The organism is Pseudomonas sp. S10E 269 (assembly GCF_002798465.1).
Lineage (GTDB): Bacteria > Pseudomonadota > Gammaproteobacteria > Pseudomonadales > Pseudomonadaceae > Aquipseudomonas > Aquipseudomonas pergaminensis.
In genome coordinates, this window is record NZ_PHIJ01000001.1 from 5,470,333 (window position 1) to 5,492,886 (window position 22,554).

Genomic DNA, 22,554 nt, shown 5'->3' on the forward strand with positions numbered 1-22,554 from the left:
CAGATTCAGTCGATGATAGTTGGCTGGGACAAAATAAGCTCGCCGAGCCTGCGCGGTTACCACTCAAGCCCTTGTGCAATACGGATAAAAGCCAGCGCCGCCGGCGAAGATTGACGCCGATCCAGTACCGCCAGGCCGACCCGACGCGGCACACGGGGCGACAGCGCGCGCTGCACGTACCGCGAATCGGCCGCGGTCGGCAATGAAGCCTGTGCCACCACGCTGACAGCCTCTGCGCGGCTTACGGTTTCCAGGGTACTGAGCAATTGTGAGCAGCGATATCGCACATTCGGCGTCAGCCGCGCCTCGTTGAACAGGCGCACCACCAGCTCAGTGGAGCCCGCCTCTGTCAACGCGAAAGGGTCGCTGCACAGGTCCTTGAGGCTCACCTGTTCCTGGGCTGCCAGCCGGTGATTGACCGGCAGCAGCGCCACCATCTGGTCTTCGAACAACGCAAAGGTGTCGAAGCGCTCCTGGTCCAGCACCACAAAACCAATATCAATCCGGCGTTCATCAAGCCATTGGATCACTTGTCTGTCGGGCCCTTCGTCGACGTGCACTTCGATGCCTGGGTACTCCAGGCGAAACCGGTTGAGGATCTTTGGCAGTAGGTAGGTCGAAGAGGTTGGGCCGAACGAACCGATGCGCAGGGTCCCGCGTTTCATGCCGCGCGCATCCGCCGCTTCCTGTTGCAGGGTATTGGCCAAGCCCAGCATTGCCCGGGCGCGTCCCAGCAACTGCTTGCCAATATCACTGAGCTCCACCTGGGCCTGGTGGCGGCGGAACAATGCCACCCCCAGTTCCTGCTCGAGGCCTTTGATCGCATGGGAGACCGCCGATTGGCTGATCCCGAGGCGGTGGGCGGCGCTGGTAAAGCCTTGCAGTTCGGCAACCAGTGAGAATATTTCCAATTGGGTCAGGGTCATGAGTAATCACTCATTTTACGATGACGCTGTATTACCAGAAGAATGCCAAAGTCCTCAAGCCACTAGAGCCTCTGCCCGTGCATTCTTCGTCGGATCGCATCACTTACATAAAGTTGGCCACTGTCACCATGATCTGGGGCGGCACGTTCGTAGCCGGTCGCTTTTTGAGCGGGGCACTCGACCCGTTGCTGGCGGCCAGCCTGCGGTTTGGGCTGGCGAGCCTGGCCTTGCTGGGGTTCATGGGACTTGCGCGCATACCCTTGTCGCGTCCAAACCTGCGGCAGATGGGGCAGTTGGCGGTGCTGGGTTTTTTCGGCATCTTTTTCTACAACCTGTGTTTCTTCTATGGGTTGCATTACATCAACGCGTCGCGGGCCTCATTGATTGTGGCGTTGAACCCGGCAGTGATCGGCCTGGCGTCCTGGTGGCTGTTCAAGGAGCGCCTGGGAGCCAGCAAAATCATGGGCATTGCAGTGTGCTTGGCGGGCGCAGCCACGGTGATCGTCAGCCGTAACCCACAGGTATTGAACGCACAAGCCAACGCTTGGCGTGGGGACGTGCTGATCTTCGGGTGCGTAGCAGGGTGGGGCGTCTACTCGCTGTTTTCCCGAGGTTTGAACCAGAGCCTTGGCCCGCTGCAGACGGTCACCTGGTCCATACTACTGGGCACCCTGATGCTCTTCCTCACCACGCTGGGCATGGGCCGGTTCAGCCTGGAGGCTATCGGCAGCCTGCATTGGCCCCAGGCACTGAGCCTTATGTACCTGGGCGTACTGGGTTCGGCACTGGCCTATATCGGCTATTACGATGGCATCCGGCGTATCGGCGCGACGCGCTCCGGGGTCTTTATCGCGCTCAACCCGCTCACGGCGGTGATCTGTGGCGCCTTGCTGCTGGGCGAGCAATTGACCCTGCCCATGCTGATTGGCGGGGCGGTGATCCTGCTGGGCATCTACCTGTGCAACAAACCTCTTGCGCCTGCCAGGGCAATGGGGATTTGATAAGACTACGGACAAACACTGTTACGCTGTGTAGAATCGATTTACGCATACAAGAATATGGACTTGCGCTCACGCAAGCCTAAGCCGTCAGAGACTGATGCCCCCATGAAGCTACTCGGCTCCCCCCTCATCTTTGGTGACTTCCTCGCCCGCAGCGTGCGAGGCCTTTCCTGTGCGCCGCCCTCCAACCTCATCCTTGCTCGCAATTAATTCAGTATTTATTACAAGAATGATGAGGTGCCACCATGGCAGATCTATACGAAAACCCAATGGGCCTGATGGGCTTTGAATTTATCGAATTCGCGTCGCCGACCCCGGGCACCCTGGAGCCGATCTTCGAGATCATGGGCTTCACCAAGGTCGCGACCCACCGCTCCAAGAATGTGCACCTGTACCGCCAGGGCGAGATCAACCTGATCCTCAACAACGAACCCAACAGCATCGCCTCCTACTTTGCGGCGGAACATGGCCCGTCGGTGTGCGGCATGGCGTTCCGCGTCAAGGACTCGCAAAAAGCCTACAACCGCGCCCTGGAACTGGGTGCCCAGCCGATCCACATCGAAACCGGCCCGATGGAGCTGAACCTGCCGGCGATCAAAGGCATTGGTGGCGCGCCGCTGTACCTGATCGACCGTTTCGGCGAAGGCAGCTCGATCTACGATATCGACTTCGTGTACCTCGAAGGCGTCGAGCGCAACCCGCAGGGTGCGGGCCTTAAGGTCATCGACCACCTGACCCACAACGTCTATCGCGGCCGCATGGTCTACTGGGCCAACTTCTACGAGAAGCTGTTCAATTTCCGTGAAGCGCGTTACTTCGACATCAAGGGCGAATACACCGGCCTGACCTCCAAGGCCATGAGTGCACCGGATGGCATGATCCGCATCCCGCTGAACGAAGAATCGTCAAAGGGCGCTGGGCAGATCGAAGAGTTCCTGATGCAGTTCAACGGCGAGGGCATCCAACACGTGGCCTTCCTCACTGACGACCTGGTCAAGACCTGGGATGCGTTGAAGAAGATCGGCATGCGCTTCATGACCGCGCCGCCGGACACCTACTATGAAATGCTCGAAGGCCGCCTGCCGAACCACGGCGAGCCGGTGGATCAGTTGCAGGCACGCGGTATTCTGCTGGACGGCTCGTCTATCGAAGGCGACAAGCGCCTGCTGCTGCAAATCTTCTCGGAAACCCTGATGGGCCCGGTGTTCTTCGAATTCATCCAGCGCAAGGGCGATGATGGGTTTGGTGAGGGCAACTTCAAGGCGTTGTTCGAGTCCATCGAACGTGACCAGGTGCGTCGTGGTGTATTGACCGCCGACTAAACGTAAAAAAGCCCGGCCGAGGGTGACCCCGGCCGGGCTTTTTATCGCCTGCGCATCAGGCTTTGCGTTGGCGGACCAAGTGCTTGAAACCTTCAAACACCAGCACCATCACCGCCAGCCAAATCGGGATATAGGTCAACCATTCGCCGCCCTTGATCCCTTCACCCAGGATCAATGCCACGCCTAGCAACAACACAGGCTCCACATAACTGAGCAAGCCAAACAGACTGAACGCCAGTAAACGGCTGGCGATGATATAGCTCACCAGCGCTGATGCACTGATCAGGCCCAGCATCGGTATCAATGCATACAGTTTCGGGTGCGCATCCATCACCGAAAAGCCTTGCTCGCCACTTTGCACAAACCACCACGCCACCGGCAGCATCAGCGCCATGTCCAGCCAGAGCCCGCCCAGGTGGTCGGTCTTGAGGTATTTGCGCACGATGAAATAAACCGGGTACCCAATGATCACCACCAGCGTTGCCCAGGAGAATCCACCCGCCTGGTACAACTCGTTGAGTACACCGAGGGCGGCAAAAAACACGGCGATCCGTTGCAGATAGGACAGTTGTTCACCCCACACGAGACGCCCGGTCAGCACCATGGTCAGTGGCAACAGGAAGTAACCCACCGACACATCCAGGCTGCGCCCATTCAGTGGCGCCCACATGAACAGCCACAGCTGTACGCCGAGCAACGCGGATGACAGCAACACGCCGGCAATCAGGCGCGGGCTGTCCGCCAGCATGCGCACCAGTTCCCACACGCGCCGCCATTCGCCACTGACGATCATGAAGACGGTCATGCACGGCACCGTAAGCAACATGCGCCAGCCGAAAATTTCCAGGCCGCTCAAGGGCGTGAGCAATGATGTGAAGTAATACATCACGGCAAACAACACCGAGGCCAAGACCGATAACACAACACCTTTAGACACACTGTCCTCGCGAAAACCGTTGATACAAAAGATGAGGGGATTATGGAGCTTTTGGCGGGAGAGGGTTGCGCTGTTTTGGGGCGTTTTTCAGGAGAATTTCTCGCAACCTTTTGTAGGAGCGAGCAAGCTCGCTCCTACAAAGTGGAGGGGTTATGCGCGTGGTATGCGACCGGAGACGAAATGCCCCACATCATTGAACCCCGGCGTGGATGAATGCCCCGGCGTCACCAACGAATCGATAAACGCCTCATCTTCGGCGCTGATCTTCACCTCCAGTGCACCCATATAGGCATCCCACTGCGCCTCGGTACGCGGCCCGACAATCGCCGAACTGACCGCCGAGTTGTTCAGTACCCAGGCAATCGCAAACTCGACGATCCCGACGCCACGACCTTGGGTGTACTGCTGGATCTGCTGGGCAATGCGCAACGATTCCACGCGCCATTCGGTTTCCAGGATGCGTTTGTCCTGGCGCGCCGCGCGGCTGCCGGCTTCAGGGGTAACGTCCGGGGCGTATTTACCACTGAGCACGCCGCGGGCCAGTGGGCTGTAAGGCACCACACCCAGGCCGTAGGCGGCTGCCGCGGTGATCTGTTCCACTTCGGCCTGGCGGTTGACGATGTTGTACAACGGCTGGCTGATCACCGGTTTGTCGACGCCCAGGCGCTCGGCCACACGAATCACCTCGGCGATGCGCCAACCGCGATAGTTGGACAGGCCCCAGTAGCGGATCTTGCCCTGGCGGATCAGGTCGCCAATCGCCGATACCGTTACTTCCAGCGGCGTGTTGTGGTCTTCACGGTGCAGGTAATAGATGTCCAGGTAGTCGGTATCGAGGCGGGTCAGGCTGGCCTCCAGCGCGTTAAAAATGCGCTTGCGGCTCAAGCCGCTGCGGTTGGGCAAACCGTCCACCGGGCCGATGCCGACCTTGGACGCCACCACCCAATCCTGGCGATTGCGCACAATGGCTTCGCCGACTATTTCCTCGGAGCGACCGCCGGTGTAGACGTCCGCCGTGTCGATGAAATTGATGCCCTGGTCCCAGGCCTTGTCGATGATGCGCAGCGAGTCCTCGGTGTTGGTCTGTTCGCCAAACATCATGGTGCCCAGGGTCAAGGCACTCACCTTCAACCCGGACTGGCCCAATGTGCGGTAAATCATGGATAACTCCTCAAGGCGGGAAATGTACCCATGCAATACCAGACTCAGCCGCTCTGGGACAAGCCCTGCGCGCGTTTCTTCATGGGCTCAGTAATGTCTGGCAACGCTGCTGTAAAAAGCGATGCAGCACCTTCACGCGTTCCGACACTTGCAGGCGGTGAGGGCACATCAGGTTGAAGGGCGTGGGTTCGCCTTGCCAATCCGGCAGCAAGGGCACCAGTCGACCGGCCTTGATGTCTTGGGCAATGTCCAGATTGGCCTTATAGGCGATTCCGTGACCGGCCAACGCCCAGCGCCGCACGATTTCACCGTCATCGCTGAGGTAATCGCCCGACACCTCGACCTCCTGCAGCACTGTGCCCTGGCGGAAATACCAGGTGTTGTTGGCCCGGCCCTGGCGCATGTAGCGCAGGGTGTTGTGCTGCGCCAGGTCAGCCGGAGCGAGGGGGGGGCCATGGCGCGCCAGGTAAGCCGGGCTGGCACAGGGGATGCGGTGGTGATCGGGCACCACCGGCAGCGCCACCAGGCTGGAATCCCTTGGCACGCCAAACCGCAGGGCGATGTCGACCGTGTCGCGGAACAGGTCGGCATTGCTGTCGTTGAGCAGCAATTGCAGGCGGATATTCGGGTGTTCGAGCTTGAATTCATCCAGCCAGCCCAGCAACACATTGCGCCCGAAATCCGAGGGCGCCGCCAGTTGCAGCAAGCCGCTGAGGCTCTGGCCCTGTTGCCTGATCGCCTGTTCGCCCTCGGACAGGGCTTCCAGCGCGACGCGCACGCTCTCGAGGTAGCGCCGACCTTCCTCGGTCAGGCGCATGCTGCGGGTGGAGCGTGCCAGCAGGCGAATACCCAGGCGGGTTTCCAGGCGCTTGAGGGCGATACTGGCGGCGGCCGGGGTCAGGCCGAGCCCGCGTGCGGCGGCAGACAGGCTGCCGGTGTCGGCGGTGCGCACGAAGACTTCTAGGTCGAGGGTCGAGCTCATTTGTAAAAATCCTTTAAAGATCTTGTCGTTTTACCGGGATTTTTCGCCGATTGCCAAGCTGTGAAGATGAACGCTCATTTTCTCACTCAGGAATTTCCCCATGACTACTTCCCTCAACGGCAAAACCGTCATCGTGATCGGCGGCAGCAGTGGTATCGGTGCCGCCGTGGCCAAGGCTGCGGCCGCGCGGGGCGCACAGGTGGTATTGGCCGGGCGGCGCTTGGTGTCTGGCGTGGAAAATGGCCTGCGCAGCGAACCGGTGGATGTCACTGATGCGGGTTCTCTGCAGCGCCTGTTCGAGACCGTGGGGCGCTTTGACCATCTGGTCTACACCTCCGGCCCCAGCGTGCGTGCCAAGCCGCTGGTCGAGACCGACCTGAACGAGGCCCAGGAAAATTTCAATGTGAAGCTCTGGGGCTCGCTGCGGGCGATTCAACTGGCGCTGCCATTTTTGGACGAACACGGCAGCATCAGCCTGACCTCTGGGCAACTGGGACGTAAATTGGCGCCGGGCCAGTTCATCAAGACGGGTATCAACGCGGCGACTGAAGCGTTGGGCAAGCAGTTGGCGAAGGAGCTGGCACCGCGTCGGGTCAACGTGATCAGCCCGGGGGTCATCGATACGCCGGCGTATGCAGGCTTGGCGCAAGAACAGCGCCTGGCGATGTTCGCCAAGGCGGGCGGCGCATTGCCGGTCGGGCGCGTGGGTCAGGCGCATGAGGTCGCGGCGGGGTATGTGCTGGCCATGGAGAATGGCTTCATGACTGGTGCCGTGATTGACATCGACGGCGGCGGTTTGCTCTGACGTAATTGTCGGCGCCGGCTGAGGGGTAGGCCTTCAGGGCATAGGTATCTATACAGTTCTGAGTACGGCGCTGGACCTGTGGCGAGGGATCTTGCTCCCGCCAGCGCTCGTATGGACGACCACAATCTACCTATCACCCCTCGATCTAACTGTAGGAGCTGGCTTGCCTGCGAAGGCGGCCTGACAGCCGACCACAATCTAACTATCACCCCGCGATCTAACTGTAGGAGCTGGCTTGCCTGCGAAGACGGCCTAACAGCCGACCACAATCTAACTGTCACCCCGCAATCCAAATGTGGGAGCTGGCTTGCCTGCGAAGGCGGCCTAACAACCGACCACAATCTAACTATCACCCCTCGATCTAACTGTAGGAGCTGGCTTGCCAGCGATGGCGACCTAACAGCCGACCACAATCTAACTGGCACACCGCAATCCAAATGTGGGAGCTGGCTTGCCTGCGAAGGCGGCCTCACAGCCGACCTGGATGCTGGATCTGATCGGGTACATATCCGTTATTTAGGTAAAGGCTTCTATTGGTTCCGCCCTTACGGCGGCTCACTTTGGAAAAGCCCCAAAGTAAGCAAAGGGCTCTTGCCCCAACACTCGGCACCTCGCCTAGGCTCGGTGTGCCCGTAATCCGCCAGGGATTTGGGGGGCCGCCGCCACGCGCCATCCATGGCGCGGGGCGGCTAAACCGGCATCCCTGCCGGTTTACCCCCCAAATCCCTGTCGAATTCCGGCCAGCGTGTTTGACGGGGCGCCTAAGATCAAAGGCAACATCAAGATCAAGAGCGACTCGCTTCGCATCGTGGTTACCATGGTTGCCACAGTGTTGTGTAGACGCCTCTACCATCGCCGGCAAGCCGGCGCCTACAGGGCAAGGTTACGCCTTGAGGGTACGGGTCATTCGCAGCGCCAATACGCTACCGGCGACGATCACCGCTGCCAGCAGGTATAGCGCCACATCCGTGGACCCGGTGGCATCCTTCACAAAGCCGACGATGTACGGGCTGAGGAAGCCGGCCATTTGGCCCATGGAGTTGATCAACGCCAGGCCACCTGCTGCCGCGCCGGCACTGAGCATGGCGGTGGGCACCGGCCAGAACATTGGCAGGCCGGTCAGTGCGCCCATGGTGGCGATGGTCAGGCCGAGGATTGCAATCGCCGGGGTGGTGGCGAAGTTCACCGCAATCACCAGGCCGATAGCGCCCATCAACATCGGCACCACCAAGTGCCAGCGACGCTCTTTGCGCAAGTCGGCGGAACGCCCCACCAGCAACATGAACACCGCCGCCAGCAGATAGGGGATCGCACTGAGCCAGCCAATCACCAGGTTATCGCTGAACCCCAGGTTCTTGATGATCGACGGCAGCCAGAAGTTGATCGCGTACACGCCGCTCTGGATGCAGAAGTAGATCAGGCCGAACGCCCAGATCGCCGGGTTCTTGAACACTTCGGCGAGCGAATCGGTGGTGGTTTTCGGCTTGTTGGCCAGGTCGGTCGCCTGGTCGGCTTCCAGGACCGCACGCTCGTGGGGCTTGAGCCACTTGGCATTGGCAAAGCTGTCACTGAGCAGGAAGTAGGCGAGGGCGCCCAGGATCACGGTCGGGATACCTTGCAGCAGGAACATCCACTGCCAACCGGCCAGGCCGCCTTGGCCGGCCGCGAAGTGGTTGAGGATCCAGCCGGAAAACGGGCTGCCCAGCAGGCCGGACACCGGGATGGCCGACATGAACAGCGCCATGATCCGCCCACGGCGGAACGTCGGGAACCACTGCGAGAGGTACAGCACCACGCCAGGGAAGAAGCCGGCTTCGGCGGCACCGGTAAACAGGCGCAGGGTGTAGAAATGCGTCGGCGTGGTGACGAACAGCAGGCAGGTGGACAGCGTGCCCCAGACGATCATCATCAACGCAATCCAGCGCCGTGGACCGAACTTGGTCAGCGCCAGGTTGCTCGGCACGCCGCACAGCACGTAGCCGATAAAGAAGATCCCGGCACCAAGGCCGTACACGGTTTCGCTGAATTTGAGTGCATCTAGCATCTGTAACTTGGCAAAGCCAACGTTTACCCGGTCGAGGTAGTTGAACAGATAGCAGATGAAAATGAAGGGGATCAGGCGCAGGGTAATGCGCTTGTAGATGGCGTTTTTATCGTCATCGGTGGCCAGTGTGGCTGCGGCGCTCTGTGACATGGGAGTCTCTCTTTATTATGATTTTTTGCGATGCGAAGGTAACGTTGATCGCCCAAAGAGTCTCGACCACCTGGCACGCCGCTGTCTTTGTGCTTGCGCACAGTGAAGCAGCTATTGCGCTGTGCTGATGAACAACCCATCGCTTTCTAGGAAATTAGCCCCATGTTCGAGCTGGATCATGACTTGGCGCAGAATATCGTCGATCGCACCATGGCGATCCTGCCCTACAACGTCAACGTCATGGACAGCCAGGGCCTGATACTCGGCAGCGGCGAGCCTGAGCGTATCAACACCCGCCATGAAGGCGCGCAACTGGTGCTCGCCAATGGCCGCGTAGTGGAAATCGATGGCCAGACCGCCAAGCACCTCAAGGGCGTGCAGCCAGGCATCAACCTGCCATTGCTGCATGACGGCCGCCTGATCGGCGTGCTTGGCATTACCGGCGAGCCGGAAGGCCTGCGCACCTACGCCGAACTCGTGCGCATGACCGCCGAAATGCTGGTGAGTCACCGCCACCAACAGGCCGAGCAGCAATGGCGACGCCAGCGCTGTGATGACCTGCTGGCCCTGCTGCTGGCCGAAACCGGCGATTCGCCGCGCCTGGTGGACGAGGCCCAGCAACTGGGGCTAAAGCCGCAGATGGCGCGTACGCCGTACCTGTTCGAACTGGGCGCGGGGCAATCGGCGGAAGCCTTGAGCGCTTGGCTGACCTCGCGTTATCCGGACAGCTGGTGCGTCAGCTCGGCGCAATATTCCTTGCTGTGGTGCCGGCCGGCGGCGGTGCAGGTCGACAACCCACGGCTGCTGGAAAAACTTGAAGGCCACGGTTGGAATATCCTGCGCGTTGCCGTCGGTGGCCAGGCGGATGGGCTGGCGGGGCTGCGTCGTTGCTATCGCCGCGTGGGCGATCTGCTTGCTTATGGCCGCGATGTGTTGCCGCAGTCACGGCTGTTGACCCTGAACCGCTATCGCCTGCCAGTGATGCTCTGGCGCCATCGCAACGACGATGCCCTCGACGAGCTGCTCAACCCCCTGCGTAAAGTGCTGGCCAAGGATGGCAACGGCCAACTGCTGGCAACGCTGCGCAGTTGGTGCGATCACGACGGGCAAAGCCAGGCCTGCGCCGATGCCCTGGGCATTCACCGCAACAGCCTGCGCTACCGCATGGAGCGCATTGCCGAACTCAGCGGTGTCGACCCATTGACCCTGGATGGCATGCTGGCGTTGTACCTCGGCGTGCAATTGTTGCCCCAATCTTTGTCGGAATGAACAACAAAGCTCATCCGGACTTGTGCATCGGACCGGCGTCAGCGGCGGTGCCAACTGGCAGCATGGGCGTTATAAAAACCGGAGAAAGCCCATGAAAATCATCATCGCCCCCGACTCGTTCAAGGACAGCCTGAGCGCCGAAGGCGTCGCCCAGGCCATTGCCGCCGGGTTGGCCCAGGTCTGGCCGGATGCACAATTGATCCAGTGCCCGATGGCGGATGGCGGTGAAGGCACGGTGGAGTCGGTGCTTGCGGCGTGCAATGGCCAGTTGCGTCACCAGACGGTGTGCGGCCCGCTCGGTGCAGCGGTCGAAGCGCATTGGGGCTGGTTGGCCGACAGCCACACCGCAATCATCGAAATGGCTGAGGCGAGCGGCCTGCAGTTGGTACCGCCAGGGCAGCGCGATGCGTGCAAGACCAGCACCTATGGCACCGGCGAACTGATCCGCGCGGCTCTGGATGCTGGCGCTGAACGCATCATCCTGGCGATTGGCGGCAGTGCCACCAACGATGGCGGCGCAGGCGCGATGCAAGCGCTCGGCGTGCAGCTGTTCGACGCCGAAGGCCAGCCGCTGCCAGCTGGCGGCCTGGCCCTGGCGCGCCTGGCCGATATCAAACTTGATCAACTCGACCCACGCCTGAGCCAGGTGCGCTTCGACATCGCCGCGGACGTCAACAACCCGCTGTGCGGCCCCCACGGTGCCTCGGCGATTTTCGGCCCGCAAAAAGGCGCGAGTCCCGAGCAAGTCCAGCAACTGGACGCCGCCCTTGGCCACTTCGCCGATCATTGCGCTAACGTCTTGCCCAAAGATGTACGCGACGAACCCGGCAGCGGCGCCGCCGGCGGCCTGGGCTTCGCCGCCAAGGCCTTCCTGGGCGCGCAGTTCCGTGCCGGCGTTGATGTGGTAGCCGAACTGGTCGGCCTGGACGAAGCCGTCCGTGGCGCCGACCTGGTAATCACCGGCGAAGGCCGGTTCGACGCCCAGACCCTGCGCGGCAAAACCCCGTTCGGCGTGGCGCGTATCGCCCAGCAACATCAGGTGCCCGTCATTGTGATTGCCGGCACATTGGGCGAGGGTTACGAGCAGATGTACGCCCATGCCGTAGACGCGGCTTTCGCGTTGCCATCCGGGCCGATGAGCCTGGAGCAAGCGTGCAGCGAAGCACCGCGTTTGCTCAGCGAACGCGCAGCCGATATTGCGCGGCTGTGGCGCATCGCCAGTAAGCGCTGACGCGCAAGCGCGAACATGGGACAATCCGCGCCTTTTTGACACGGAGAGTCCCGATGCTTCGCCCTGCATTCCTGGCCCTGTTACTCACCAGCGCCGCTGCCCCAACCTTCGCCCAAACGCCCGCTGAAACCGTGCCGCTGCTGCGCGAGATCAAGCAGTGGGTGGTCGGTTGCGACAACCTGCGCAATTGTCATGCGCTCAGCGCGCCCAGTGGCGTGGATGAAGAGGACTACAGCTCGCTGACATTGCACCTCTGGCATCAGGCTGGGCCAGAGGGCTATTTGCGTCTGCGCTTTGATCATCGAGGTCAGGACGTCGACCTTTCCACCTTGCTGCTGGACGGTAAGCCCCTTGGTCTGGAATTGACCCGGGATCTGCACGTCGAGCTGGACGACCAGGGCGGTGATCCCGAGGTGCAGTCTTACGGTGTGATCGAGGACGCTGCGGCGCGTCGCTGGTTGCAGCGTCTGCGCAACGGGCAGCGTTTGCAGTTGCCGGGTGATGAGCAGGCGCACGTGTCGCTGAGCGGGCTGAGTGCTTCGCTGCTGTTGATGGACGCGGTACAGGGGCGGGTGGATAACGTGACGGCCCTGGCCCGAACAGGCAAGGGCGCGGCCAGTGACGTGCCGCCGCGTATGTCGACGCCGGTACTGCGCAAGTTTGTTGCACCCCCCGCCCTGACCACCCAAGAGCAGGCGAGCCTGATGGCCGCTGCGTTGCAGGCGGTTAGGCCGGAGGAGGGAGAACCCGAGGCAACGGCTGGGGCGCTGACGGCGCAACAGGCAATAACGGTGGTGCGTTATGACTGTGCAGCCTACAACTGTGAGTACGACGTCAACAGCCGTAAACGGCAGGCGCCCTACGACGAAACCAGCCTTGCCATACAGCCGCTGCCCTTGGATGGCGCCGCGCTGCAGGGCTCAGTGTGGTATGACGAAGCCACCGGCACCCTGAGCTATTTCTATAAGCTGCGTGGGATCGGTGACTGCGGCGGCACAGGGTCCTGGGTATTTGACGGCGAGCGCTTGCGGCTCAGCGAGTTCCGCATGATGCCGCGCTGCACCGGAGTGGCTTCGGGTGATTGGCCGGCGCTGTGGTCGACCCATACAGCCCCCTAGCCATCGGACGACAACGCCCCCTACACTGGCCGGCCACTTGTCTTTCAAAGGATGAAACACAATGCACGCACCTGAACCCGCTATCGTGATCCAGCGCTTTACCGAGGCCCACCTTGAAGGAGTCGCGGCGCTCTATAACGAACCGGCCGTGTGCCGTCAGGTGCTGCAAATGCCTTTCCAGTCGGTGGAGGCGTGGCGTAACAGGCTGGTCCAGGACAACGAACGGCGGCTACAGCTGGTGGCTGTGCACGGTGGTGAGGTGATCGGCCAGCTGGGCCTGGAACAGTACCTGCGTGTGCGTCAGGCCCACGTCGGTTCGTTCGGTATGGGCGTGGCGACCGCGTGGCAGGGCAAGGGCGTCGGCTCGCGGCTGTTGTCGGCCGCGCTGGACGTGGCCGACAACTGGATGAACCTGCGCCGGGTAGAACTCACGGTATACGCCGACAACGAGGCGGCGCAGGCGCTGTACCGTAAATTCGGCTTCGAGGTCGAAGGCGTATTGCGCGATTACGCCCTGCGTGACGGCCGGTTTGTCGACACCGTGAGCATGGCCCGCCTGCGCAAGTCCGCTTAGTCCTGCAAGGCAAACGCCACCGCAGCCTGCGCATGCAGCTCGGTGGTGTCCAGCAGCGGCAGGTCGCTGTGTTCGGGCTTGATCAGCAGGCTGATTTCCGTGCAACCCAGGATGATCGCCTGGGCCCCGCGTGCGGCCAGGGATTCGATCACCCCTTGGTACACCTTGCGTGAGGCAGCGCTGATCACGCCGACACACAATTCCTCATAGATGATCCGGTGCACGGCCTGGCGTTCGTCCACCTCGGGCACCAGCACGGTCAGGCCCTGGGCGGCCAGGCGCGATTTGAGGAAATCCTGCTCCATGGTGAACGCGGTGCCGAGCAGGCCAACCGTGAGCGTGCCGGCTTCCACGGCCGCCGCACCGGCTGCATCCGCGATGTGCAGGAACGGAATCGACACCGCCGCTTCTATACGCGGCGCCACAAGGTGCATGGTGTTGGTACACAGCACCACGCACTCGGCGCCCCCCGCCTGCAGGCGGCGCGCGGCATCTTCGAGGATCAGCGCGGTGTCGTCCCAGCGACCGGCATGCTGGGCCTGTTCCACTGGGCCAAAATCCACGCTGTACATCAACAGTTGCGCCGAGCGCAGCGGCCCAAGCTGGTCGCGCACGCGCTGGTTGATGATGCGGTAGTACTCGGCGCTGGATTCCCAGCTCATGCCGCCGATAAGGCCGATGGTGCGCATGCGAAGCTCCTGACAAGGAAAGTCGCCTCACCTTACGCACCAGCCGTGGATTAGTCATACGCAGTTAGCGGCGAAATGACCGGTGCAGTTCACATGTCCTGGTTGACCCAGCCTGGCCTCGGCGCTTGCGGCGCCACCGCGTTGACCTGCTTGCCGGTCGCCAACTCCACGCGCCGCGCCACTTCCGGGTCATCGGCAAAGGGGATCAGGCTGGCATCCTCCAGGCTCTTGTCGCACTGGCCATGCAGGCAGTACTCCACTGCGCCATACAGGCACACCACCATCAGCAGGCTCCACATCTCAGGCGATCCTGGCGTCAAGCTGGGCCATGTTCAGGTCTGCGACCCGCACCGTACGCCAAGTGTTGTAGGCCATCAGCAGCATCCCGGTGAGAAAGAACACACCTCCGGCAAAGCGCACTACAAACCCGGGGTGGCTGGCCTGCAAGGCCTCGACAAACGAGTAGGTGAGGGTGCCGTCATCGTTGACTGCCCGCCACATCAGGCCTTGGGTAATGCCGTTGACCCACATCGAGGCGATGTACAGCACCGTGCCGATGGTCGCCAGCCAGAAGTGCAGGTTGATCAGCGGCACGCTGTGCATTTGCTCGCGGCCGAATACTTTGGGGATCATGTGGTACAGCGAACCAAAAGTGATCATCGCCACCCAGCCCAGTGCGCCGGCGTGGACGTGGCCGATGGTCCAGTCGGTGTAGTGGGAGAGGGCATTGACCGTCTTGATTGCCATCATCGGGCCCTCGAACGTCGACATGCCGTAGAACGCCAGCGACAACACCAGGAAACGCAGGATCGGGTCAGTGCGCAATTTATGCCAGGCGCCGGACAAGGTCATCATGCCATTGATCATCCCGCCCCAGCTGGGCGCCAGCAAGATCAGCGACATCGCCATGCCCAGGGACTGCGCCCAGTCCGGCAGCGCGGTGTAGTGCAAATGGTGCGGGCCAGCCCAGATGTACAGGGTGATCAGCGCCCAGAAGTGCACGATGGACAGGCGATAGGAGTACACCGGGCGTCCGACTTGTTTGGGCACGAAGTAGTACATCATCCCCAAAAAGCCTGTGGTCAGGAAAAACCCTACCGCGTTATGCCCGTACCACCACTGCACCATGGCATCTGTCGCGCCGGAATACACCGGGTAGGACTTGAACCAGTCCACCGGAATCGCCAGGTGATTGACCACATGCAGCATGGCGATCACCAGAATGAACGCGCCGAAAAACCAGTTGCCCACGTAGATATGCCGGGTCTTGCGCCGCACCACGGTGGTGAAAAACACGATGGCATACGCCACCCACACCACCGCCATCCACACGGCGCCGGAGAACTCGATCTCGGCGTACTCCTTGGTGGTGGTGTAGCCCAGCGGCAAGCTGATCAACATGATCAGGATGACTGACTGCCAGCCCCAGAAGGTAAACGCAGCCAGGCGGTCGGAAAACAACCGCACCTGGCAAGTGCGCTGTACCGCGTAATAGCTGGCGGCAAACTGTGCGCTGCCGGCAAAACCGAAGATCACCAGGCTGGTGTGCAAGGGCCGCAGGCGGCCAAAGGTGGTCAAGGGCAGGTCCAGGTTCATCTCGGGCCAGACCAGTTGCGAGGCGATCCACACGCCCATGGCCATGCCCACCACGCCCCAGACGATGGTAGCGATCACGAATTGGCGCACGACCTTGTAGTTGTAGGCCTGCCCGGTTGTTGCGGTGCTCATGCTCAGTCCTCCCACGGTTCCAAGTGGCGGCACTGTAGGAAGCGTGGGTAAAACAAAACAGGCTCAGAAAAACTTCATTGTTGCGGATCAGTTTATTTGGCCTGAAATCGCTGCTTCTGGCCCATCTGATCCGGTTTATATCCACCCACCTGAATCTTCAATGCACTGCGCTGCAAGCGCATAGTCGCCCCGTAGAAGCTGCGCCCTGGCGCGCGGCCAACCCTGTCGGCATCTTGGGTGTCGATAGAAATGGCAGCGAGTGGTGCCACGTCACCCTCGGCGGTGCCCAGGGCAACCACAGCGCACCGGGCTGTAAGCGGGGCAACCGGCATGAGGCGTGCGGGCGTTAATCATACGCAGAGGCAGCGCATCTGCCATGATCAGGCTTCGCAACCTGGCTCACCCAAGGAACTCCGCAATGGACGATGTACAGCAATTGGGCGAGATGCTTCGTCATTACGCCGACAGCGAAGCGCATAAAAAGCAGCAATTCGATGTGCAGTCTGCCCGCTGGGCGCAAAAGCTCGATGAGTTGTTCGGGCAGATCGAGCAATGGCTTGAGCGGGTGAAGACGGTGGGGTTGCTGGAGGTGCGCCGCGAGGCCTATGTCGCCAGTGGCCCGAGCGTGCCGGTGGAAGCGTCGACCTTCAAGACCGAAAAACTGACCGTGCAGATCACCGGCAAACCGGTTGAATTCGTACCGGATGTGATGGGGGCGGGCGGGTTGATCTCCGTGTCGGTCATCGGCTTGACTGCTGCACGGCATGGCAGCGTGTCATTGGTGTTGCCCGCGGACAAAAACGACTGGCTGTGGAAGAAAACCAACGGCCTGAAAGACCCGGACACCTTTGGCTTCGACGCCAACTTCCTCGCCTCGCAGTTGCAGAGCCTGATTCCACGCGAACGTGGCTGATAGTACGCGTTATCGTTGACGATCATCCCTGGCAAGCCGGCGCCTACAGGGTCGGCAGGTCTGTCATACAGACGCTGGAAATAAGGCGAATTGGCCAGGATTGGCTATACCTACAGCTCCATGTCTCGATGATGATCGCCAGGGAGTTCAATGATGAAACGAAGGCTAATGATCAGTACGCTGTGCGTGGCGTCGATCGCCATGACCGGTTGTGCCAGCAAGGTCACACAACCGGATGAGTACTCCGGCTTTCTCTCGGACTACAGCCAGCTCAGGGAAGCCAAGTCCCCCTCGGGTGCCGAGGTGATGCGCTGGGTCGATCCCAAGCTGGACCTGAGCCGCTACACGGCGGTGTACATCGAGCCGACCCAGTTCTACCCCAAGCCCCAGGCCACCACGAAAATCCCCGACAGTACCCTCAACGGCATCAACACTTACTACAACCAGGCGCTCAAGCGGGAACTGGAAAAATCCCTGCCCCTGGCCAACGGTCCTGGCCCCGGCGTGATCGTGGTGCGTGCGGCGATCACCGCCGTGAGCAGCAAGACCGAAGGCCTCAAGCCCTATGAATTCGTCCCGGTGGCGCTGGTCGCGGCGGCGGTGAGCACTGGCACCGGCATCCGGGATCAGGAAACCACCCTGGGCACCGAGGCGCAGTTTCTCGACGGTTCAAGTGGCAAGGTGATTGCCCAGGTGGTGCGCAAAGGCACCGGCAAGCCACTGGCCAATGACTCGCAGGTGATGAAGGCCGACGACGTGAAAGGCGTGATCGATGGCTGGGCGTCGGACCTGCACCAGTCGTTCCTGAAGCTGAAAAAGCACTAGCGCCTAATACACGTTCCTCGCCGGCCGGTTGTAGAAGCTGAGCAGGATGTCGTAGCGACGGGTGACAAGGGAGTAATCGCCACTCAGTCGCTGCGGCGTGGCGTGGTCCAGCCAGTCCTGGTGCAGGGTGCGCAATGCCTTGAGGTAGTCGTCGGCGGAGGAGCGGGTGGCGTACCAGAGGTGAATGGCCTCTTCCTCGCGCTTATCGCGCGGCATTTTTACCAGGAAGGCCTGGCTGGCGTCGCTGGCCTGTTGCAGCGTATCGATCAGGCTGAGCAGTTGTTGCGGCGTCAGGCTGGCGTCGCGCACGCCCTTGTCGATCTGGTTCACTGCCTGGCGGGCCGCGATCATATGGTTGAGCAGGTGCCAATGCAGGTCCCGGCCAAACCGTGATTCCAGCAGTGCCAGTTGGGCGGGGCGCACACGGATGTCTTCCTCTTCCAAGAGGTTGCGCAACGCGGCAGATGCCTTCAGGTAGTCTTCGCCCCGCTGGTCCAATTGCCCTTTCAGGCTATTGTTCATGGCTTGCGCTACCATTTGCCGCACGTTCGGCGGCATGCCATTGGTCTGTACTGGCTCGACCATGTCCGCCAGGGATGTGAATGAATTCAGCTTGTCGGCATAGGTCGTGGCGAGCTCAAGCAAATGGCTGCCGGGCTGCTGGCGCTGCAGTTTGAGCGTGTACAGCTGCGAGCAGACGGCCGCCTGGATATGCCTCGGTTCAGGTTCGTCACGGTCGCCGAACTTATCCTGGTTGGGCGTTTCAGGCTGTGGCGATTGCATGCGGTAGTAGGCCAGGCGCGTATTCCGGTCGATACGGTTCACGCAGTCAATAATCGGTGCCAGCGCACTGGCCGTGGCGGTGTAGGGACTGTCGCGCTGGTCCAGCCACAACTGCACGCGTTGCAGCGGCTTGGTGGCGCCGGCAACCCCGAGCAATCCCAGGCCCAGCACCAGGCCGATGGGTAACAACCATTTCGGATTCATTGCTTGGCCTCCTGGCCATACCACTGCGCGTGGGTCGCAGGGGCCTGGCATTCCGGCGCCGAGCGTGGCATGCGGCTGCACAAGCGTTCGGTCCACTGTTGCAGGCCCTGGTTACGGGTGACGAGGTGCTGGTTGTCGAGCAGCACCAAGCCGACGTACAGCCCAACCCCGCAGACGAAGAACAGCACCATGCCCAGCGCGCTCCAGCGGGGATGGCGGGTGGTCCACGGAGTGTGATGATCCATGAACGGTCGCTTGGCCACGCCGATGGCGGCCAAGGCCACCACCAGAGTCAGGCTGGCAAAGAGCCCGAACGCATAACCCAGCGCGGCGGCGAGGATCAGCCCAGGCACCAGGTCGCGTATCGGCAGCAACGGTAAGTGAGTCGGGCTGAGCGCGCGTGGCAGGCGGGCACTGAGCTGCTCATCCAGCACCCGATACTGGTGGGCCAGGGGCCGCCAGACCTGCCAGGCCAACCCGGCGCCGATCACCGCGCCGACTGCCCAAAGGATGCCGTAGCCCAGGGTCGGCACTACTTGGCCAACCAGAGGGTCGGCGTTTACCAGCACGCCCACCAGGCAACTCAGGAACAGTGCGACGATCCACGGCCAGGTGTCCATGGCCGTGTCCCAGCCTTGCCAGAAATACACGGTACCGCCGGGCATGGCTTCGGCTTCGGCCACGTGCTCGGCGTAGATATCGGCACTGAGCGTCTGGCAGGCTTTCCAGTCGTGCTCGTCCAGGCGCTGGGCGAATGCGCGGCGCTGGCCCAGGCTCATGGGTGCCAGCAGCAACCGCGCGGCCCGTTGTTGTGGGCTGAAGGGCGGCTCGCTGGCCATGACACGCTGGCGCGCGATGAAGGCCGGTGCTTGTTGGCGCCGCAACAGCACCGCCCAATCGCCGGCAGGGCATTCATGATCTGCACCGCCGTGCCAGTTCTGGCCGGTACACACCGCCTCGAAGACGGCGCTCGACCAGTAATGACTGTGCACCAGCAGCCGCGCCAACCATTGGTTGAACCACTCGGCATGCGGGTGATTGTTCACCCAGGGGCACTCCGTGCGTGCCGCGTAGGCGGCCAGGAAGGCGGCTTCGTCTTTTTGCTCCAGGGCCTGGCGCAAGGGTTGCTGCAATGCCGCGCGGTGTTTGCGCTCAAGCTTTTCGATCAACTCGCCGGGCAGTTCCAGGCGCTGCCAGGCCGTCAGCCAGTTGAAGGTTGCAAACGCCCAGCGGGTTTCGTCGGGGCCGAGATCGTTCTCGATATCGCGCAACAACAGGTGGATTTCAAAGTGCAGGGCGCTGCCATTGGCCATTGCCGCCTGATACTGCTCGCCCAGGGTGTTGCCCCGGGTTTCAATGACCACCTCGTCGGCTTCCTGCAACCCCTGGTGCCACTCCAGCGCGGCCTCATAGGCTTCGCGCAGGCGTTGAAACCCTTCGGGGTCATCATCCGGCCGGGTTTGCTTCAGCAGCGCGGCGTAGCTGCGCTTGATCGTGCGGCTATCGGCATCCGGCGGCAGGCCAAGGACATTCCAGCAAGTCATGTGCGGTGCAACTCCCTAAACAATCGCGCGCACATTACCGGTTTGGCACAGGTTGAGGAAGCTGCGCATCAGGGCGCGTGAGTCGTCAATGCCCGGTCAATCCCTGTCGCGACCGGGCACGCGGTGTTACTTGAGTGGGGTCAGGGGCGGCAGCTTCCATTGACCGTTGCCTACCTCAGGCTTGGGCAGGTAAATGCGCAACACGGCATAAAACGGTCCCGGTGGGGCCGGCAACCAGTTGCTTTGTTCGGCTTTGGGTGGCTCGTGGTGCTGCAGCGCCAGGGTCAGGCCGCCATCGGCGTCGCGCTTGAGGCTGGAGAGCATCCGCGAGTTGATCAGGTAGCGTTTCTTGTGGTTGGGCACCAGCAGCTTGGTCTTGGCGTCATACATGGTCAGTGACCAGAACGCGTCGGCGGGTGGCAACTGGTCCTTGGCGAAATGCACGGTATAGCTGTGGCGCGCGCCGTTGGCGGGCTTGCCTTCGCTGTCGACGAAGTAGCCGAGATAAGCCGCTTCGTCGGTGGAGTTGCCGAAAATACCCATGTCGGCGCCGGCGTAGCGGTACAGGTAGTTGTTTTTCAGGCGGTCGCGGCTGCCGAACAGCTCACCGCTGGAGACCTGGTGGGTGTCAATCTTGTCCCTCTTGAATGCGGCGAACTCGGCGCGGGCATCCGAGATACCGTCTTCCAGGGCCTTGCGTTGTTCGGCGGTCAATTCCTTGACCTTGAACGGTGCGCCCGGGGCGATCCCGATCTTGGCAAACCGCGCCAGCAGGTCTTTTTCACTGTCCTGCGGTGCGGCAAAGGCCAGCATAAAGTTCAGGTAGCGAAACAGTTGCGGGCCCTCGGTCATGGTTGCCATAGGCTTGGGCCATTCAATCTTCGGCGGCTTGGCGGGGGCGGGTTGCTTCACGTAGCTGCTCAACGGCTGCACTTTGTAGCCGCTCTGGATCTGCTTGACCTTGTTCAGGTCTTTTTCATCAAACAACTGCGTGCGGTACAGGGCATAGGCGATATTGCTTTCGCTGTACACCACACGGTCGATGTCCACCGGCTGCTGACCCTTCCAGTCGGGACCGGCGATCATGTAGTGGCCGCCGTTGTTGCCGGTGCTGCGGGTGCCCAGGTAGGCGAAGTTCTGGGTATAGAGGTCGATCAACTGCACCGAGTAGTAGCGGTTGTCTTCGATCTTGGGCAGGGTCAGCACCTGAGGCTCGCTGCGCAGGTCCAGCCACACGAAGGAGTAAGGCGTGTCTGAGTTCGGGGTGACGAAGGCGGTGTCCTTGGGCGTGAACACCTGGGCAGTGTTGCCGATGTGATTGAACGGCGCCTTGAAGTTGGCCCCGCCCTTGTCGACGGCTTGGGTGTAGAGCGTCTTGTACATCTCCACCACCGGGTAGCCATACAAATAGGCTTCCTTGGCGATGGCCCGGGCTTCACTGGGGGTTGCGGTGAAATCGGCCCAGGCGCCGGTACTCATGAGAATCGAGAGGCTCGCCAACAGCAGGCGCGTCGGTTTTCCAATCATGTTGTAGCGTCCTTCCAGAGATCTTTTTTAAGGGCGTGGGATTAAACCGCCGAGTAAACCGGTTTATTTGTCGAACGTCACGTTAATCCCTGCGAGCAGCGTGAACTCGGGCGAGCCGTCACCCTGGCTCGCCACTGTCCACTGTAGCTCGACAGAGGCATTGAACAGGTTACTGCCGGCTTTCCAGGCGTTGCCCGCACCAAAACCGATGAGAATCCAGTGAGTGTCGTTCTTCGAATCGAAGGTTCAGGTGCCTGTGGAGCGCAGGTATCAGCCCCTCGGCAGGCTATGCTCGCAAGTGGCCGCCCTGATTGGGCGGCAGCGGGGCTCAGGCGTCGGGCAGCATCGATTTGACTTTGTCGCGCAATTGATCGATGGAGAACGGCTTGGCAATCACCTGCATGCCGGCAGGCACGTCGATTTCCGCGTAGCCACTGGCAAACAGGATGGGCAGGGCGGGGCGCAGTTTGCGCACATGCTCTGCCAGTTCCTTGCCATCCATGCCTGGCAGGCCATTGTCGGTCATCATCAGGTGGATGACCTGCTCGGTGCTATTCACCACTGCCAGCGCTTCTTCTGCGTCGGCAGCCTCCAGCACACTGAATTCCAACTCCTCCAGGACATCGACGATCAGCATGCGCACGATGGCGTCGTCTTCAACAACAAGGATGGTGGAGGTGACTGCGGACATAGTATGGAATTCCCAAAAAAGGCGAGGATTTACACGCGGCCGTTCTGTCAGGCCTCTTCCTTGAGTAAGCGCGCACTCGTGACAAGTTCCCGCTGGCCGTAAAAACAATGCGATAGAAAAGACCAGAGAG

The 22,554-nt window shown here is 61.3% G+C and carries 21 protein-coding genes and 1 pseudogene; 10 read left to right on the forward strand and 12 right to left on the reverse strand.

From position 1 onward, the window contains the following. Positions 1–56 precede the first annotated feature (56 nt). The gene (locus CWC48_RS25445; RefSeq protein ID WP_078048528.1) at positions 57–926 is read right to left on the reverse strand and encodes a LysR family transcriptional regulator; all 870 of its coding nucleotides are present in this window, start codon (positions 924–926) and stop codon (positions 57–59) included. 77 nt (positions 927–1,003) lie between these two features. Between CWC48_RS25445 and CWC48_RS25450 the strand changes: the two genes are divergently transcribed. Then, the gene (locus CWC48_RS25450; protein ID WP_100492461.1) at positions 1,004–1,927 is read left to right on the forward strand and encodes a DMT family transporter; all 924 of its coding nucleotides are present in this window, start codon (positions 1,004–1,006) and stop codon (positions 1,925–1,927) included. Positions 1,928–2,172: 245 nt separating this feature from the next. Next, positions 2,173–3,249: a 4-hydroxyphenylpyruvate dioxygenase gene (gene hppD, locus CWC48_RS25455; protein ID WP_078048526.1), complete on the forward strand. Its 1,077-nt coding sequence runs from the start codon at positions 2,173–2,175 to the stop codon at positions 3,247–3,249. A gap of 55 nt (positions 3,250–3,304) precedes the next feature. Here the strand turns inward: hppD and rarD are convergent, their stop codons facing one another. From rarD to CWC48_RS25470, 3 genes are all read right to left on the reverse strand, one after another. Then, entirely contained in the window at positions 3,305–4,186 is an 882-nt protein-coding gene (gene rarD, locus CWC48_RS25460) for an EamA family transporter RarD (RefSeq protein WP_078048525.1), read from the reverse strand. A 150-nt stretch (positions 4,187–4,336) separates the two neighbouring features. Further along, complete coding sequence (locus CWC48_RS25465) at positions 4,337–5,347, reverse strand: aldo/keto reductase (protein ID WP_100490614.1); 1,011 nt, start codon at positions 5,345–5,347, stop codon at positions 4,337–4,339. 79 nt (positions 5,348–5,426) lie between these two features. Next, on the reverse strand, positions 5,427–6,329 hold the full coding sequence (locus CWC48_RS25470) for a LysR family transcriptional regulator (RefSeq protein WP_100490615.1): 903 nt from the start codon (positions 6,327–6,329) through the stop codon (positions 5,427–5,429). 100 nt (positions 6,330–6,429) lie between these two features. On the opposite strand from CWC48_RS25470, the gene CWC48_RS25475 reads away from it, so the two are divergent. Next, complete coding sequence (locus CWC48_RS25475; RefSeq protein WP_100490616.1) at positions 6,430–7,134, forward strand: SDR family oxidoreductase; 705 nt, start codon at positions 6,430–6,432, stop codon at positions 7,132–7,134. A gap of 883 nt (positions 7,135–8,017) precedes the next feature. Here the strand turns inward: CWC48_RS25475 and CWC48_RS25480 are convergent. After that, on the reverse strand, positions 8,018–9,328 hold the full coding sequence (locus tag CWC48_RS25480) for an MFS transporter (RefSeq protein WP_078048521.1): 1,311 nt from the start codon (positions 9,326–9,328) through the stop codon (positions 8,018–8,020). A 162-nt stretch (positions 9,329–9,490) separates the two neighbouring features. Between CWC48_RS25480 and CWC48_RS25485 the strand changes: the two genes are divergently transcribed. From CWC48_RS25485 to CWC48_RS25500, 4 genes are all read left to right on the forward strand, one after another. Next, on the forward strand, positions 9,491–10,597 hold the full coding sequence (locus CWC48_RS25485; protein ID WP_099492093.1) for a sugar diacid recognition domain-containing protein: 1,107 nt from the start codon (positions 9,491–9,493) through the stop codon (positions 10,595–10,597). A 91-nt stretch (positions 10,598–10,688) separates the two neighbouring features. Next, complete coding sequence (locus CWC48_RS25490; RefSeq protein ID WP_100490617.1) at positions 10,689–11,828, forward strand: glycerate kinase; 1,140 nt, start codon at positions 10,689–10,691, stop codon at positions 11,826–11,828. A gap of 53 nt (positions 11,829–11,881) precedes the next feature. After that, on the forward strand, positions 11,882–12,946 hold the full coding sequence (locus tag CWC48_RS25495; RefSeq protein ID WP_099492092.1) for a DUF1176 domain-containing protein: 1,065 nt from the start codon (positions 11,882–11,884) through the stop codon (positions 12,944–12,946). A 61-nt stretch (positions 12,947–13,007) separates the two neighbouring features. Further along, positions 13,008–13,520 (forward strand): GNAT family N-acetyltransferase, encoded by a 513-nt coding sequence (locus CWC48_RS25500; protein WP_099492091.1) that lies wholly within the window; start codon positions 13,008–13,010, stop codon positions 13,518–13,520. On the opposite strand, the gene CWC48_RS25505 is transcribed toward CWC48_RS25500, so the two are convergent. From CWC48_RS25505 to ccoN, 3 genes are all read right to left on the reverse strand, one after another. Next, a complete protein-coding gene (locus tag CWC48_RS25505) occupies positions 13,517–14,209 on the reverse strand; it encodes an aspartate/glutamate racemase family protein (protein WP_100490618.1) in 693 nt (230 codons plus the stop codon). The two genes, CWC48_RS25500 and CWC48_RS25505, sit on opposite strands and share 4 nt — an antisense overlap. A gap of 89 nt (positions 14,210–14,298) precedes the next feature. Next, a complete protein-coding gene (locus CWC48_RS25510; protein WP_099492090.1) occupies positions 14,299–14,508 on the reverse strand; it encodes a CcoQ/FixQ family Cbb3-type cytochrome c oxidase assembly chaperone in 210 nt (69 codons plus the stop codon). 1 nt (position 14,509) lies between these two features. Beyond that, positions 14,510–15,937, reverse strand: coding sequence for a cytochrome-c oxidase, cbb3-type subunit I (gene ccoN / locus CWC48_RS25515; protein ID WP_100490619.1), 1,428 nt, complete (start codon positions 15,935–15,937; stop codon positions 14,510–14,512). Between the two features lie 224 nt (positions 15,938–16,161). On the opposite strand from ccoN, the pseudogene CWC48_RS30965 reads away from it, so the two are divergent. The 3 genes and pseudogenes from CWC48_RS30965 to CWC48_RS25530 all read left to right on the forward strand — a co-directional run. After that, a pseudogene (locus tag CWC48_RS30965) lies at positions 16,162–16,248 on the forward strand (hypothetical protein); the annotation flags it as partial. Between the two features lie 107 nt (positions 16,249–16,355). Then, a complete protein-coding gene (locus tag CWC48_RS25525) occupies positions 16,356–16,850 on the forward strand; it encodes a hypothetical protein (protein ID WP_100490620.1) in 495 nt (164 codons plus the stop codon). Positions 16,851–17,003: 153 nt separating this feature from the next. Next, on the forward strand, positions 17,004–17,675 hold the full coding sequence (locus CWC48_RS25530; protein ID WP_100490621.1) for a DUF3313 domain-containing protein: 672 nt from the start codon (positions 17,004–17,006) through the stop codon (positions 17,673–17,675). 3 nt (positions 17,676–17,678) lie between these two features. Here CWC48_RS25530 and CWC48_RS25535 read toward each other — a convergent pair whose 3' ends face one another. The 4 genes from CWC48_RS25535 to CWC48_RS25555 form a co-directional block, all read right to left on the reverse strand. Then, positions 17,679–18,662: a DUF3829 domain-containing protein gene (locus CWC48_RS25535; RefSeq protein WP_100490622.1), complete on the reverse strand. Its 984-nt coding sequence runs from the start codon at positions 18,660–18,662 to the stop codon at positions 17,679–17,681. Beyond that, positions 18,659–20,206 carry a J domain-containing protein gene (locus CWC48_RS25540; RefSeq protein ID WP_100490623.1) on the reverse strand — a complete coding sequence of 516 codons (1,548 nt, stop codon included), beginning with the start codon at positions 20,204–20,206 and terminating at the stop codon, positions 18,659–18,661. The genes CWC48_RS25535 and CWC48_RS25540 overlap by 4 nt, the downstream gene beginning before the upstream one ends. Positions 20,207–20,332: 126 nt before the next feature. Further along, positions 20,333–21,733, reverse strand: a complete 1,401-nt coding sequence (locus CWC48_RS25545) for a DUF1254 domain-containing protein (RefSeq protein WP_100490624.1) — start codon at positions 21,731–21,733, stop codon at positions 20,333–20,335. Positions 21,734–22,061: 328 nt separating this feature from the next. Next, the gene (locus CWC48_RS25555; RefSeq protein WP_100490625.1) at positions 22,062–22,424 is read right to left on the reverse strand and encodes a response regulator; all 363 of its coding nucleotides are present in this window, start codon (positions 22,422–22,424) and stop codon (positions 22,062–22,064) included. Positions 22,425–22,554: the final 130 nt, after the last annotated feature.